Genomic DNA, 14402 nt, shown 5'->3' with positions numbered 1-14402 from the left:
CCTTCTCTGTAAGTTACGACAAATTGGGTTCGTTTTGTCAGAAATCCGTCGGGTTTTTCGGGCTGTCGCCCTCAGAACGCGACCTACAAAAATCGAAAATGGGTTTGTTTCCTCAGATTAACGTTTTTGGTCATATCAAATCGGTGGTGATTACTAACACACCTCGTCTCCCGTTTCACGGGAGCCACCCCTCTCAAGAGGGGAAAAAGCCCGGTGGGGGAACAGGCGATGCGCGTCCCGACAAGTCCCAATTGGTGATTTTGACTGCTCAAAATATACTTCATCTTACTATATAGGATGATTTCGGAAAAAGCGTCTGATTTGTGGCAGAAATGCTACTTAGAATCGTCTAAAATGGCGTTTGAGGCCCATTGCTGTAAAGATAATAAGCAGTGCGAGAACAACGGAATTTGAAATAGATAATATATAATCCCACACACCCATTGTCTGCATGGCGAATTCCAATTTGGGTATGGGTAAATAATTTAGGGGAATGATTTTTACAAGAGTGAATCCGATGCAAGTTATATAATCTTTAAATAGCTGAATAAGATTCGGAAAAGACCGCATAAAATCATAATTTATAATTGTTTTATTTTGTGGAATTATGCCGTTGAATAAGTGAATCATGGGAAATACAAAAAAGGAAAAAAAGCAAAGCCAATTTAAACTCCAATGCGGCTTCTCACCATATCCTGCGATCACTTTATAAATATAATATAAAAAAAGATTAATCCATTTATAGCTATACCTCTTGACCCATTTTTCATTTTTCAATCTTTCTCTTAATTTGTACTTTTTAACCTCAAATTCACTAAAATAGAACATACTGCCTTGCTGATAGTCCTTGGCGTTATCCGCAGCGGTTTTCATAAGTCTGTATAGAGTTGCTAATTTACTATAACCATTTAATAGTCTGGATTTATAAAACTCTACGTGTTTATTCCTTTCTACATTATTTAACGTATTCTCTTTTTGCTTTCTTAGTATTTCATCCTCTATAATTATGCTTCTATTAAACGCGAAAATCCGAAATATTTTTTCCCTTTGACTATACCATTTTACAGAAACAAAATGTGCCTGTTCAAAGAAAGGACTTGTGAAAAATGATATCATACTCATATCGCAGTTTGAAAAATGGACATCTTTCAATTGGCAATAACGGAACAAAAATATTGGTCGTTGCTCTAACGGAAGTTTATTGCCAGGCACGTCAATCTTTATTCCATCAAAAAAAGTTAGAAGGGGATTGAAATGTACACGATCAAATAAAATCCTGGGTGGTTTTGATTGTGTGGTTAGGAATTGGGGATTACGAAAATAGAATTTCGTTTGTTGGGATAACTTTAAATCTACAAAATCTAAACCATCTGAGATTGTATTCTCTACAAAATTAATCCTATGAGCAAACTCACACCTCTCAAATACAATATTTCCGCCAATAAATTTTGCGAAGGTAAATAATGCGTCCCCACCAGTGAATTTGCTTCCAGTAAATTCAATTGCATTAGCCTCAAAGTACGTATCGTAAAATAGTGCATGTCCACCAGAGAAATCACAATCTTGAAACATAATATGGTCACCCACCAACTTACTATTGCTAAAATTTGCACCACCACCAATGAATTTACATTCTGCAAAATCGATCGTTTCGGCGTAAATAGACTTAAAATTAAGTTGTGCTGATCCTTTTTGAACTTCAGTACCCCGAAATATCGTTTTGAATGCTGCTATTTCAACATCAGAAAATAAAATATCACCATTATTGGCACGCATTCTTTCAAACGTTACGGTATTTGCAAAACAGCAAAATTTGGCATTTTTAAAATCCACGTTTCCAAAACTTGAATTAGAGAAATCAACATTGCCATTGAAAAACTTTGCGTCTTTAAATATTACGTTTGACTCCTGAAGTCTAAGATGGGAAAAATCAATATTTTCTGCTCTGAATTCAGCTTCAGTGAAATCAATCGAATACTCTGCAGTTAATCCTTTAAACCTGACAACTTTTGAATACTTAGTGTTCGAGAAATCAACTGTTGAGAAAAACTTGGCCTTCAGAAAACTTACTCCGTGCAAAAACTTTGTTTTAGAAAAACTAATCTTCCCATGAAATTCCGCATTCTCAAAATTAACGAAACTATTAAATGTTTTATCGTGGAAATTAATTGAGTGCGGAAATTTGTATCCAGCGAAATTACAATTTTCTTCATCTATCTGTTTTTGAAGCAACTCAGCAAAGCGTTCAGGTGGAATTGAGTGATTAACTCGGTACGAATGAAACTCACAATAACCATTATGTTTATCCCCGTTAAGGCAGCCTTCATATTTGCATCCCATAAAAATTCCCCAAGATTTTGAATTTATTATAATATATTACATTATGGCTATTTGGTCAAACACAATATATTTTCATCCGACAGGTCACACCCGCCGTCCAAGACCTGCCGGAATAATTTGAAAAATCACCCCCCAACATCAAATCCGCAGGCTTTGAGGTTTTCGAGGAGGTTTTTTGGGGAGGGCCACCATTGGCCCCATTTGCGGCCCATGTGTTCGGTCCAAGAGTAATTTTCCAATGTGTATGTCTCCTCGCGGCCGCCTTCAAGCAGAATCTTGGCGTTGAGGTAGTTGTAATAATCCTGAGATAGAAAACCTTCGTCCATTACTTTCATTGCATTCTCAATCGTCTCGTCGGAAAATTCCGGGTATTTGTCTTCGAATAAAAAGTAGTCAAGAGGGTAGCGCGGGCGGGTCGGTTTTTCTTCGGCGGCATAACCGACGGTGAGCTGGACAATGGGATAAACTCCTTCGGGTAGATTGTATTTCTGCTTTATGGTTTTGGCCGAGAAGGGTGGATGGCCCAGAAAACAACTGCCCATGCCGAGGCTCTCGGCGGCGATAACGATATTTTCGGCCATGAGAACGGCATCCTGCAAGCCAAAAAGAAGCATTAATAAATCGCATGATTTCATATCCCAGTTTCGTTTTTTCATGATAAGCGCGAGTTTGTGGCGGTCAACGCAGATAGTAAAAAGCAGGGGGGCTTTGAAGGGGATATGTTTATCTCCCCGTTTTAAGAGAAGCGAACAGGCTTGCGCCGCGAACGGAGCCTGCTGTCCGGCGCGGACGATGGTTTCGATGACTTCGTCGGAGGGCATTTCATCGGTGTATTTGCGAAGTGATTTACGATTCATCATGGCATCGATTACGGGATTGGATATCATGGCTTTATCTCCCTAAAATTATTTTTTAGTAGCCGCGGTTAATATCGACTTGGGTTTGGGGTTTATTCCCCGATGCGATATTATTTATAAGTTCGGCCAGTTCGGCTATGCGTTCTTTTTCAACCATATCCGAATGCCCGGCCAGATGCGGAGTCATAATAACATTTTCGAGCGAGGCGAAATCGAATTTTGAGGGCGGGAAAATCGTCCAGATTTTTTCCTTTTTGGGGTATTGATACCAAACGTCGAGCCCGGCCTTGAGGCGGCCTGATTTTAATTCGTTGTAGAGGGCTTCTTCATTTATTATTGCCCCTCTCCCAATATTTATGATAATAGCATTATCTGGGAGAAGCGATAATTCATTTTTGCCAATCATCCCCAGCGTGTTGGGCGTCATAGGCAGGCAAACAAAAAACACATTAGTTTTGGGCAGAAATACCGGCAATTCAGAAACGGGATAGGCGCCTTCGCTGGCATCATGATTTTTCTTTATTCCCACGATTTTCATCCCCAGCGTCCGGCAGATCTTTCCAATTTCATGGCCAATGGCGCCATAGCCCAAAATCAATGCTCTTTTTCCTTTGAGCTGCATTATTGAAGTTTTGTCGTAGCGGGGCGTCCAGTCATTGGCGCGGAAGGTTTTATCGGTCGGGATCAAATTCCGGGCCAGCGCCATCATCAGAGCTACGGCATGTTCGGCGACGACCCCGGCGTTATGATGGATGTTATATATCTCTATATGGGGATAATCTTTCAATAGCACCCGGGTCGCTTTGGGGAGTCCGGCCCAGGGAATGACGAGGGTGGTTAGAGCTTTTGATGCCTCCAGATGTTTTGCTTCGGGGACTCCGGCGATGAGAATATTGGTACTTGATGATACATCGGGACCGATGGAAAGCGTGATTGACGAATCGAGGCGGGCGGTAAATTCTCTTATCCAGTCGTCATCAAAATCCTGATGTAAATGGACGTGGCAAGGCATGAGACAATATAAACATGAAAAGATTCTGCGCAAGCCCGGCTTGAAATTGCTTTCGTTTTAGAGCCGGTTTCGTTAGTTTGACCGCATGAGACTGGAATCATTGGGTTTGACGAATTTCCGTAATTTTTCGAAGGCTGAGATTTTTCTTTCCGGGAATGTCAATATCTTTTACGGCAAGAATGCTGCGGGGAAAACGAATCTGCTGGAGGCGATATTTACACTCTGTTTGGGACGCAGTCAGCGCGGGGCGCGCGACGCGATGATGGTTCGGGAATGCGACGAGGATTTTTTTCGACTGGAGGGGGTCGGATATCTGGGTGAGGAAAATTCGGCGACCGAGATCGCCTGCGCATATCAAATAGGCGGACGCAAGAAAATCATGGTCGATGAAAATCCGGTGCGGATGTCGAAGCTGTATCAATTGTTTCATTTGATTTCGATGGCTCCCGAGGATGTGACTTTATTTTCAGGGTCGCCTTCGGTGCGGCGGCGGTTTTTGGATTTGTACCTGTCGCAGGCGTCGCCGAGCTATTTGATCGATTTGAGTGATTATAATAAGGCGTTGGCGCAGAAAAATTCATTTTTGAAAAACGGATCGGGCGACGAATGTCCATTTGATCCGCTGATGGTTCAACTGGGGGCGAAGATAATTGTCGCACGGCATCGGTTAATCCATTTTTTACAGGCTCTGGCTCCCGGATATTATGCCCAGATTGCCGGGCAGGAAACTTCGGACGGGTTACCATCGTTTACTCTGAGATATAAGCCGAATGTCGAGTATGATGATTTTGATGAGATTGAAAAGCGCTTTGAGCAAAAAATAAATGCCAATCGTCAGAAAGAATCGATTTTGCAGACTGCTATTGTGGGGCCGCATCGGGATGATATCGAGTTCCGGATCGGGGGGTTTCCGGCCAAAGGATATGGTTCAATGGGGGAACAACGCAGCGCGGCGATCGCGGTGATGATGGCGACGGCGAATTTTTTGGAAAGCCGCACGCATGAAAAGCCGATTTTACTTCTCGATGAGATTTTCGCCGAACTGGACGGATTGCGGAGAGAAAACCTGGCCGGGTTATTTGACAGATTCGATCAGATATTCTTGACGGCGGCGGTGAAACCCCCAGAGCCGCTTATGAAAAAAGCGAAAATATTCTATATTTCCGAAGGCGTCGTGGAAGAAAAATAATATGTCGGGACTTGAAATGAAAAAACTGACCAAGTCGTTCGATGGCAATGTCGTCCTGAGAGATATCAATCTGGAAGTCAAATCGGGCGAGCTTTTGGTCGTACTGGGGCCTTCCGGATGCGGCAAATCGACGATATTGAGGCTTGTCGCCGGTCTGGAATTTCCAGATACCGGACAAATTATTCTCGATGGGAAAGATATTACGGGCGTCGAACCGCAGAAGCGCAAAACGGCGATGGTCTTTCAAAATTACGCCCTCTATCCGCACATGACGGTATTTGATAATATCGCTTTTCCTCTCAAAGTTTCCAGGGTATCAAAAGAGAACATCAAAAAAGCGGTGGCGGAGACAGCGACGCTTTTGGAGCTCGATGAATTTCTAAATCGACGTCCGGCGCAGTTGTCGGGGGGGCAGCGACAGCGGGTCGCTCTGGGACGGGGTCTTATTCGCAAACCCTCGATATTTTTGCTCGATGAGCCGCTTTCGAATCTGGACGCGTCTTTGAGACTCAAGATGCGCCGGGAGATTGTCGCGTTGCAGAAGAAAATCGGTGTGACGATGATTTATGTGACGCATGATCAAACCGAGGCGTTGACGATGGCTGATAAGATGGTCGTTATCAAAGACGGGATTATTCATCAGCGGGGAACGCCGACTGAGATTTATGAACGCCCGACCGATAAGTTCGTGGCATCGTTTATCGGGACGCCGCCAATTAATCTTTATGAGGATGAGCTGTCGGGCGGGATGGGCAGGAAATTGCCGATTATTTTTGGCCGGGATGTCAAAGACGGGCGTTATACAATCGGGATACGTCCGGAACATATTTCGCTCGGAGGCGATAGCGGGATTGAGGGAACGATTGAATCGATTGAATATATCGGGGCGGTTAGTTATCTGCGTGTGAAAACCAGAGAAATGACTTTTACGGTAACGGTTGACAATCACACTCGGCAATTCCACCCCGGCCGCAAAGTGACGCTGACGATTAATCCGGGGAAGGTCTATTTGTTTGGGGAATCATGACATAATAGGGATTTTCATCAAAAATAATTTTGAGATAACTGGTGGAGAACAATAAAGACGGGAGAAGAAAGATGTTACCGGACAAACAACTTAAGGCGTATAACGCCTTTTATGATTCGGCCAGATTTAACGATATTCTTGAGCCGAAAACGACGCTGATGATTCATCTGGCCTCGGCCATCGCTATGGGATGTTATCCATGAATGGAAGATTACTTTGGCGTTGCCAAAGAAGAGGGTATTACCAGTGAAGAATTGGGAGCGGTACAATCGATTGTGATGGCGGTTGCGGCCGGGCGGGCGAGGGAACAATTCAAATCGGCTCGGATTCGGAGTAAGAGGAAAAAGGATTGAAAAAAAGCCCGTTGGGCGGGCGCTGATTGGGAACGTATTATGAGCACCAACGAGTTGATAGCGTTTACGGGAGTTTTATTTTTGATGGTCATTACACCGGGTCCGGGTGTTCTTGCGTGTGTATCACGATCTCTTACTTCCGGCCCAAAGATGAGTGCATTTGTTATCCTTGGAATTATTATAGGAGATTTGATCTTTCTTTTTATGGCTATTTATGGCTTGGTCGCTGTCGCTGAGCTTTTGGGTAGCTTTTTCATGATCGTAAAATACTGCGGCGCAATCTATTTGATTTGGCTTGGCTATCGAACCTGGACATCGAAGATAGAGACGCAAACTTCTAAATTCAAACAAACCGCCTCGCCGGGATCAAGTTTCCTTAGCGGGATATCGATAACGCTCGGGAATCCCAAGGCCATAGTATTCTATCTTAGTTTTCTTCCCGTGTTCATTGATCTTGAGGTTTTGAATTACGCAGATGTTTTGGCCACCGCAATAATTGTCATTCTAACACTGGCAACCGTTCTGCTGACTTATTCACTTGCCGCAAATAAGGCCCGAATTCTAATTCAAAGCAAGAGGGGTCGAAGAAATCTCAATAGATGTTCCGGTGTGGCGATGATATCCGCCGGAGTGGCGTTGGCAGTCAAAGACTGATTGGGGATATGGCCGGTAAAGAAGAAGCATGAAGGCCCCTAAGTGACACTGACGATCAATTCTGAGAAGGTTTATTTGTTTGGGGGGTGGGTGAGGCTGCTATTTAAGCCGTCCGCAAATGATATGGAGAATCAAATGCCTACATTCCATTAATGGCAAACTACTTGTTGCAATAATTTTCAAAATTGCTTTTTTCGAAATTAACTGAAATTTGACAATTGTATTTTTGAATTCTGAAATTAGTGCTTTTCTGATTAATTTTTGCCTCATGTCCTAAAAATGTTAGATAATTTCTAATTAGTTGTTTATTCGCTTTAGGATCAATTACGGTAATGTTGAGGTCTTTTTCACGACATCTAAAAATCGAATCGAAAAATAAATAAAGATGATCATCAGTTTCGTTCATCGAAAATCCAATAAATGTCAATTGCTCGCATGCAAGAATTGCCTTTCTCGAAAAATTCCATTGATTGACAAGGGCACATTTCCCAAATAATTCGTTTTTCTTATCAGAAGAGAAACCAATCATCAATGGTTCGCTATTATAATGATATAATTCATGAATGGGATTGTCGTTAACATTTTTTTCTCTCCTTTCTTCCGAACCACAAAGCGGGCACTTAATTTTTGACATATAGATATCGGAAAACAATAGCTCTAAATTCGGCATGAAAATCTCATTACAATTAAGACAATAAAAGGTATCGAATGATCCGTGCAGTTTCAAATATTGTATTTTAGAATCATCTATCATGCCAATTTGAGGCCAATCAATATTTAAATATTTTTTTAAGCATTTATCAAGCATGTTGTCCCAATTAAATGTTATAATAGTCCCCTCAAATCTTTCAACCAATTTCATGTAAGGGGTCGTCAAATCACTCTTATTGGATATTTTGTCAAATGAATGTACTATACAATATTTTGCTGGATTACAGAAATATTGTTTTCCCAACTCTTCTGAATCTTGAGCCGTTATTATTGAAGAAATAGCGCTTTTATATTCGGGGCGTGAAGGATTACTCATCAATTTAATCATCTGCTCGATATTTTTATCAGGACATTTTTCCCACAAATTCTGCACGCTATAATAATAATCATAGATGCGATTTTCGGGAGTGCAACCATCGTCTTTATATTTCTGAATTACGTTTTCTGAAAATATGCTATCTCTAAATTCAGAAATTAACGGAAAACCCGCATGCGCGGATGCGCCAGCTCCTAAAATAAGTACTTGTTTTTGGCAGTTGTTATTAATACTCATTTTCATCTTTACCCAATCGGTTCTGTTCCTTCGCTGAGGATTTTCAGATATTCATCATAGACAAAACGGCGATTGCGGCGGCGATCGGTGATTTCTCTCACAATTCCCATCTTAATCAAAGACTGCAATACCCTATTCACTGTAGGGATAGACAGTCCCGACTCTTTTGCAATCTTCTTAATTGTCGAGACAGGATAATTTTGCAAACAGTTAAACGCCCGCAGCGCTGAACCCGCGCGACGGCCGCCTTTTTTTATTTTTTCTCCGTCGGATTCAAATAATTTAATTAAACGCCGCGCAGTATCAACAGCCTGATTTGATGTTTCCAAAACTCCAGTCATAAAAAATTCAACCCATTCTTTCCACTCGCCGTCGGTCCGAACACGCTGAAGCAATTTATAATATTCTTCCCTGTGCGTTTTGAAGAAGAGACTTAAATAAAGCATTGGTTGCCTCAATTTTCTCTCCGAGCACAAAAGAAGCGTAATTAAAAGCCTTCCCAGACGACCGTTTCCGTCAAGAAATGGATGGATAGTCTCAAACTGAACATGGCTAATGGCTGCCTTTAAAAGAGTCGGCGTTGAGACCGGATCATTGTGTATATATTTTTCGAGATTGCTCATGCCCTCGGCAATAAATTCCGGGGGCGGAGGCACGAATCTGGCATTTCCGGGCCTCGTCCCACCAATCCAATTCTGTGACCGGCGAAATTCACCTGGATTCTTATCGCTACCTCTCCCGCGGGATAGGAGGACTTCATGTATCTCGCGGATCAATCGTGAAGAAATTGGAAAATTCTGGCGAACCCGATCCAGCCCGTGGTTCATCGCCGCAATATAGTTGGACGTAATCTGGACATCGTCATCCCCGGGCACTCCGGGCAATTCTTCCGATTCATGCAGTAGAAGGTCGGATAGCGATGATTGGGTGCCCTCAATCTGAGATGAGAGTACTGCCTCCTTGTGGACGTACATATAAAGAAACAATGATGATTCGGGCAATATTTTAGTGAGTCCGTCCAGCTGCCCAAGGGCCCAAAGGGCATTATCTGACAGATCATGCAACTCAGCATTTATTTTTATTTCGGGGTCAGGGGGGAGTGGATTTGGAATAAATGCACTGCAATTTTCGCCCGCCGTTGAGATTGTAATGTATTTACCCGTTTGTCCTCGATTCATAATTCCCTCACTTATTTGTTCTAATTATAATAACTCCTTATTAAAAATTCAAGCGTTTTCTTTAATAAGACTATTTCTTATGCACAAAATTTTAATAAGGCGTCAAAAATCAAGCTCTTATTTAAATTATCGGCTTAAATTTTAATAAGGAAATCTTTATTTAAGTTTTTTTAATAAGAAAATCGTTATTTAAATTTGGGGCCTAAATTTTAATAAGAAATTGGCAATTGGCTTAAAATTCTCATAACTTATTGTTATAATAGTTCTTAGTCTGATTTATGGATTTGGGTTGCATAGTTTTCGGGCAGGACTTATAAAAACTTACCCCAAAATAAACAGGCAGGAGCCTTCCCTCAACTCCTGTCTCCATTAACTCGGCGCAACATTTAACCACTCTGATCTTCGGCTATCAATTATTTTATTTACGACCGGATACATTAATTGAATTACCGGTTATGCCCAAAATATCATGATTACATACTGGGCGCAACAATTTATATATAATTCAATCATTATTGAATTGGCCGGACGGTTTTTTTATGGTATCAATATTTTTTTGTTCGGGTAATGAAAAACATAATTAGCGATACGGCCAGGCCGATGAAGATCGGTTCGATGCCGAAGAGATATTCGTTTTGACCGGAGAGGCGGGGATAGAATAAGCCCAAAGCCGTCAAAGTCGAGGAAAGGATGATGGATAACAGCGCGCCGCGATTGGAGAATTTGTATCTGCCCCAGTATGATGTAAGAAGAGGCAGAAGTAACGCCGCTGTACCGACCGATCCGAAATCATGCCAGATATCCACGACCGAGTCGGAGACAATCGCGATGCCGATTGTGCCGATTGATGATATCAGAAGACCGAGGGCGGTGTAACGCCCGATTCCGGATTCGTCGAATTTCTTGAATCTCCAGAACAGGTCATGGCTGATAGTCGTCGCGGCCAAAAACATATAGGAATCGACGGTTGACATAATTGTCGCCAGAAGTGACAACAGAAAAAGGCCCAGAAGCCCGGCGGGCAGGATCGTCATTGCCAGAGACGGATAGGCGGCCACAGGATTATCGAGATGGGGCAGGATCGCTCGGGCATAGAGTCCGCATGTAGTCGTCATGAGGTCAAAAAACATCCAGAACAGGATCGAAACAAAGATACCTTTTCGCGCGATGGCTTCCGATTTGGCCGCGAAACAGCGTTGATAAAAAGCCGGTTCAACCAAAGTCGCCAGGGCGATTATATACCAGAGAGCGATGTACCCGACACTGTTGCCTCCCGAAGCGGTAAAGTGGGTCTCGGGTAGATTGAATTTTAAATATTCAAAACCGCCGAAGGAGGTGAAGCAGAAAACCAGGAGAATTATAAAGCCGACAAACATCAGGATGAATTGAAAGACGTCGGTCCATATAACAGCGCGGAAACCACCGGTCATGACATAGATTACCGAAAAAAACGTCCCACCGATAATGCCGACCCAGATTGGGATGGAGAAAATAATATTTAACAGAACGCCAACCATGAGAACATAGGCGACCGGCAAAGTGACGATGATGAGAATCGATGACCCGGCGACGGAGGCAGCCGGTCCGTAGAATTTGTATAATCTCTCCGGGATAGTAATTTCAGCCGACGACCGGGCGCGTTTGGCCAGAAATATCGCGAATATGGCCGCCGCGAGGTAATACGGGATGCCGAAGACGAGCCAGTTGGAAATACCGTAAAGAAACGAGAATTCTCCAACTCCGAGAATGCCTCCATACCACGTGGAAACGAGAGTCGCGACAAAGGCCGGGAGCGTGAGGCGTCTCCCGGCCAGAATCAGGTTTTCGCGAGTGCCGTTTTTTCTTTTCAGCCCAATCAGGGCGAAGATAAGTAACGAAGCCAAATAGAGATAAATCAGGCCGCTGTCAAACCAGCTCAGCATGAGATATTATATAGTCATTTTCAAATTGACAAACCAGTTTCTTTCGGCGGCCGGCCAGTAGGCGAAATAATCTCCCCAACGATAACCGAAAGTCTCATACTTTTCGTTAAAGAGATTATTGACTCGACCTTCTATTTGAAAGTTGGTCGCGTTTAGCAAGGTTCCCAGGTTCATAATTGCCTTCAATGATGAAATGGTAGAAGGCGCGATGGATATATCAACCGATTCGCCTTCAACATCGGTATAGCGGCCATCGAGAGAAATAAACTGACGCCCCACGGCGCGGATGCGATAAACGAATTCGAAGGCGCCGATTGAATAATCAAAAGCCAGATTGGTGATATATTTGGGGAAATTGGGCGTGGCTACATCTTGATGTTGGGTTATCGTGCCGTCCCAATTATGCTGATCGTATTCTTTGATCCAGAAATCATTGAGAGCGATATTGCCTTCGACTTGCAGGTTATCTCGGATTTTATACGCCCCGGCCAATTCTATCCCGCGATGCAATGACCGTTCGGCGTTACCATACGTGGGGAAGCCATCATCGGTCAATCCGCCGTCAGGGACGAGGGCGTTGCGGTATTCCATCCAGAACAGGTTGCCGTCCAAAGTCAATTCTGAGATACGGTAATTGACGCCGAGCTCGAAATCATAAATCCGTTCCGATCCGACGGTGGCGTTACCGTACACGACGGGAATTATACTATCGTCGATGATGTCCAGCCGCGGCGCATCAAAGGGATCGTCGGCGTCATCGATCATGTCATCGTTCGGTTCATGTGAGGCAACTGAGAAACTGAAATAGGACGACAACTTGTCATTGTGGGAATAATTAATTCCCACCCGCGGAGATAGAAACAGCCAGTCGAGGGCATACATGGTCGGGTCGAATATTCCCTGGGGCGTGATATGGATATTTTTGTACAAATAACGCAACTGAATATTGCCGGATAGATTGACACGATCATTGAGAGCGTAATTCAAAGAAGTGTAGGCTGACATATTGTGGTATTTGCCAAAATATTCATAGTATTTGAAGGGAGCTTTTTCATTGACAATCGACGGGGTTAACTCTTCGGCCCAGATAACTTCGCCCCAGTGCTCCGATTCAAAGAAGTAGTAGGACCCTCCGAGGACAATCTGTTTTTTGCCGTCATTATAATCAACGTGACTATTTATGCCCGTCTGATATTTCTCGACCCATTTACGGCGGACTAAATCGCTGGTTAAAACTCCGCTGGTTTCGGATAAATTATATTCGTATAAATCTTCACCGCCTTTTAATTGCTCATAGAAACCTTCGCCGCGAATATGATAGATGGTGTTATTGAGCGTCATTTTTTCGGAGACGTTATAGATATTGTGCAGCTCAAAATGGGGTTGGTTGAAATTGTCGGTTTCATTGCTATAAGTGTACCAATTGGCGCGGCGATTCGTCGACAAGGTAAGTCGGTCGATGCCGTCCCAGGCGGCGTGAGTCTTGATCGGGCCGCCGTAAATATTGACGGTTGTAATCATCCTGGGATCTACGCGACCGAGAGAAAGATAATAGGCAGTTCCGTCATACCAGGAGTTTTCACGATAACCGTCGGAAAACTGTTTGACCCATCGTCCCGATAACGACCAGCCGTTGTCCAAAAGTCCGCTGGAATAAAAAACCGATTGCTTGCGCATCAATCCGATATTATTTCCATCCTGCCAGAAACCGCCGTAGCCGGTTTCGAGGACTGCTTGTCTATCGTGAGTCAGGACGCTCGTCAGGAGATTAACGGAGCCTCCGAACGAAGGATCGCCATAAAGTGAGTTGCCGACGCCGCGCTGGACCTGGACGTTGTCCAGATGCGAAGCGAAATCGGGAAGATCGATAAAATAAAGAGCATGGTCTTCGGGGTCGTTGAGGGGTACGCCGTTGATATAAACCGGCGCCCGCCGGGCGTTGAATCCCCGGATACTGAGATAGCTGTATCCGAGTCCACCTCCGGCATCGGAATAACTATACAGGTTGGGGGTTAGTTCCAGAAGTTCGGGCACTTCACCGATATCCATATCTCGGTCGATTGTCTCACGGCTGATATTTTGAAAGGAAACCGGAGACTGCCCCGGGACGGCTCGGCCAACGGTAACGGTAATTCCCTGCATTGGATGAACCTGGGTGGTCATTGCAATAGTGATATTGTCATCGCCGGGATGGATATCAACCGATGCGGGGACGTAACCGGCATGCGAAAAGTTTAAACGCGATGAGCCGGAAGAAATGAGAACAACCGAAAAGCGACCGTTTTCATCCGTTTGAACGTTTTGTGCGATATTTTCCGACTTCACGTTAACATGGGCAATCGGCAATTTGTTTTCATCTATTACCTGTCCGTTTATCCGAATTTCTTCGGCATATCCGTGGCAACTAAACCAAGCCATCAATAAAATCGTGAAGAAAAAACGCCGCTTCATACTTTTTCCCTCCCTCTTCGAGAAATAAGGTTATCTAAGGCCGCCTGCCGCTTAGACTGTTTGATGCCCGCGATACCGTGCTCTACACCACTATGCAGGCACCGCAAACAAAAATTACACGGCAGGCGACGTTAGTTTTATCGTAAGGCTCAGTT

The 14402-nt window shown here is 43.7% G+C and carries 12 protein-coding genes; 5 read left to right on the top strand and 7 right to left on the bottom strand.

Going from position 1 to position 14402, the window contains the following annotated elements; genetic code table 11:
• Positions 1-339: 339 nt before the first annotated feature.
• The 3 genes from V3V99_07950 to V3V99_07940 form a co-directional block, all read right to left on the bottom strand.
• Entirely contained in the window at positions 340-2340 is a 2001-nt protein-coding gene (locus V3V99_07950; protein ID MEE9442586.1) for a hypothetical protein, read from the bottom strand.
• A 125-nt stretch (positions 2341-2465) separates the two neighbouring features.
• On the bottom strand, positions 2466-3227 hold the full coding sequence (locus V3V99_07945; protein ID MEE9442585.1) for a nitroreductase family protein: 762 nt from the start codon (positions 3225-3227) through the stop codon (positions 2466-2468).
• A 25-nt stretch (positions 3228-3252) separates the two neighbouring features.
• Positions 3253-4209, bottom strand: coding sequence for an NAD(P)-dependent oxidoreductase (locus V3V99_07940; GenBank protein MEE9442584.1), 957 nt, complete (start codon positions 4207-4209; stop codon positions 3253-3255).
• Between the two features lie 85 nt (positions 4210-4294).
• Between V3V99_07940 and V3V99_07935 the strand changes: the two genes are divergently transcribed.
• The 5 genes from V3V99_07935 to V3V99_07915 all read left to right on the top strand — a co-directional run bounded on the left by V3V99_07935 (position 4295) and on the right by V3V99_07915 (position 7432).
• Positions 4295-5398 carry a DNA replication/repair protein RecF gene (locus V3V99_07935; protein ID MEE9442583.1) on the top strand — a complete coding sequence of 368 codons (1104 nt, stop codon included), beginning with the start codon at positions 4295-4297 and terminating at the stop codon, positions 5396-5398.
• Position 5399: 1 nt separating this feature from the next.
• A complete protein-coding gene (locus V3V99_07930) occupies positions 5400-6425 on the top strand; it encodes an ABC transporter ATP-binding protein (protein ID MEE9442582.1) in 1026 nt (341 codons plus the stop codon).
• Positions 6426-6496: 71 nt separating this feature from the next.
• Positions 6497-6628 carry a hypothetical protein gene (locus V3V99_07925; protein MEE9442581.1) on the top strand — a complete coding sequence of 44 codons (132 nt, stop codon included), beginning with the start codon at positions 6497-6499 and terminating at the stop codon, positions 6626-6628.
• Positions 6629-6778 (top strand): hypothetical protein, encoded by a 150-nt coding sequence (locus V3V99_07920; GenBank protein MEE9442580.1) that lies wholly within the window; start codon positions 6629-6631, stop codon positions 6776-6778.
• A 39-nt stretch (positions 6779-6817) separates the two neighbouring features.
• Positions 6818-7432, top strand: a complete 615-nt coding sequence (locus V3V99_07915; GenBank protein ID MEE9442579.1) for a LysE family translocator — start codon at positions 6818-6820, stop codon at positions 7430-7432.
• A 160-nt stretch (positions 7433-7592) separates the two neighbouring features.
• On the opposite strand, the gene V3V99_07910 is transcribed toward V3V99_07915, so the two are convergent.
• The 4 genes from V3V99_07910 to V3V99_07895 all read right to left on the bottom strand — a co-directional run bounded on the left by V3V99_07910 (position 7593) and on the right by V3V99_07895 (position 14247).
• Positions 7593-8702, bottom strand: coding sequence for a hypothetical protein (locus V3V99_07910; protein MEE9442578.1), 1110 nt, complete (start codon positions 8700-8702; stop codon positions 7593-7595).
• Positions 8703-8704: 2 nt separating this feature from the next.
• Positions 8705-9874 carry a Fic family protein gene (locus tag V3V99_07905; GenBank protein ID MEE9442577.1) on the bottom strand — a complete coding sequence of 390 codons (1170 nt, stop codon included), beginning with the start codon at positions 9872-9874 and terminating at the stop codon, positions 8705-8707.
• Positions 9875-10419: 545 nt separating this feature from the next.
• Complete coding sequence (locus tag V3V99_07900; GenBank protein MEE9442576.1) at positions 10420-11796, bottom strand: sodium:solute symporter family protein; 1377 nt, start codon at positions 11794-11796, stop codon at positions 10420-10422.
• 6 nt (positions 11797-11802) lie between these two features.
• On the bottom strand, positions 11803-14247 hold the full coding sequence (locus V3V99_07895; GenBank protein MEE9442575.1) for a TonB-dependent receptor: 2445 nt from the start codon (positions 14245-14247) through the stop codon (positions 11803-11805).
• Positions 14248-14402: the final 155 nt, after the last annotated feature.

It is taken from the genome of Candidatus Zixiibacteriota bacterium, assembly GCA_036480375.1.
GTDB lineage: Bacteria > Zixibacteria > MSB-5A5 > GN15 > JAAZOE01 > JAZGGI01.
This window is presented reverse-complemented; position numbering and strand designations above follow the sequence as displayed.

Coding starts and splice junctions, on each gene's coding strand:
- V3V99_07950 (MEE9442586.1), bottom strand. CDS start 2,340: ATGGGATGCAAATATGAAGGCTGCCTTAACGGGGATAAACATAATGGT.
- V3V99_07945 (MEE9442585.1), bottom strand. CDS start 3,227: ATGATATCCAATCCCGTAATCGATGCCATGATGAATCGTAAATCACTT.
- V3V99_07940 (MEE9442584.1), bottom strand. CDS start 4,209: ATGCCTTGCCACGTCCATTTACATCAGGATTTTGATGACGACTGGATA.
- V3V99_07935 (MEE9442583.1), top strand. CDS start 4,295: ATGAGACTGGAATCATTGGGTTTGACGAATTTCCGTAATTTTTCGAAG.
- V3V99_07930 (MEE9442582.1), top strand. CDS start 5,400: ATGTCGGGACTTGAAATGAAAAAACTGACCAAGTCGTTCGATGGCAAT.
- V3V99_07925 (MEE9442581.1), top strand. CDS start 6,497: ATGTTACCGGACAAACAACTTAAGGCGTATAACGCCTTTTATGATTCG.
- V3V99_07920 (MEE9442580.1), top strand. CDS start 6,629: ATGGAAGATTACTTTGGCGTTGCCAAAGAAGAGGGTATTACCAGTGAA.
- V3V99_07915 (MEE9442579.1), top strand. CDS start 6,818: ATGAGCACCAACGAGTTGATAGCGTTTACGGGAGTTTTATTTTTGATG.
- V3V99_07910 (MEE9442578.1), bottom strand. CDS start 8,702: ATGAAAATGAGTATTAATAACAACTGCCAAAAACAAGTACTTATTTTA.
- V3V99_07905 (MEE9442577.1), bottom strand. CDS start 9,874: ATGAATCGAGGACAAACGGGTAAATACATTACAATCTCAACGGCGGGC.
- V3V99_07900 (MEE9442576.1), bottom strand. CDS start 11,796: ATGCTGAGCTGGTTTGACAGCGGCCTGATTTATCTCTATTTGGCTTCG.
- V3V99_07895 (MEE9442575.1), bottom strand. CDS start 14,247: ATGAAGCGGCGTTTTTTCTTCACGATTTTATTGATGGCTTGGTTTAGT.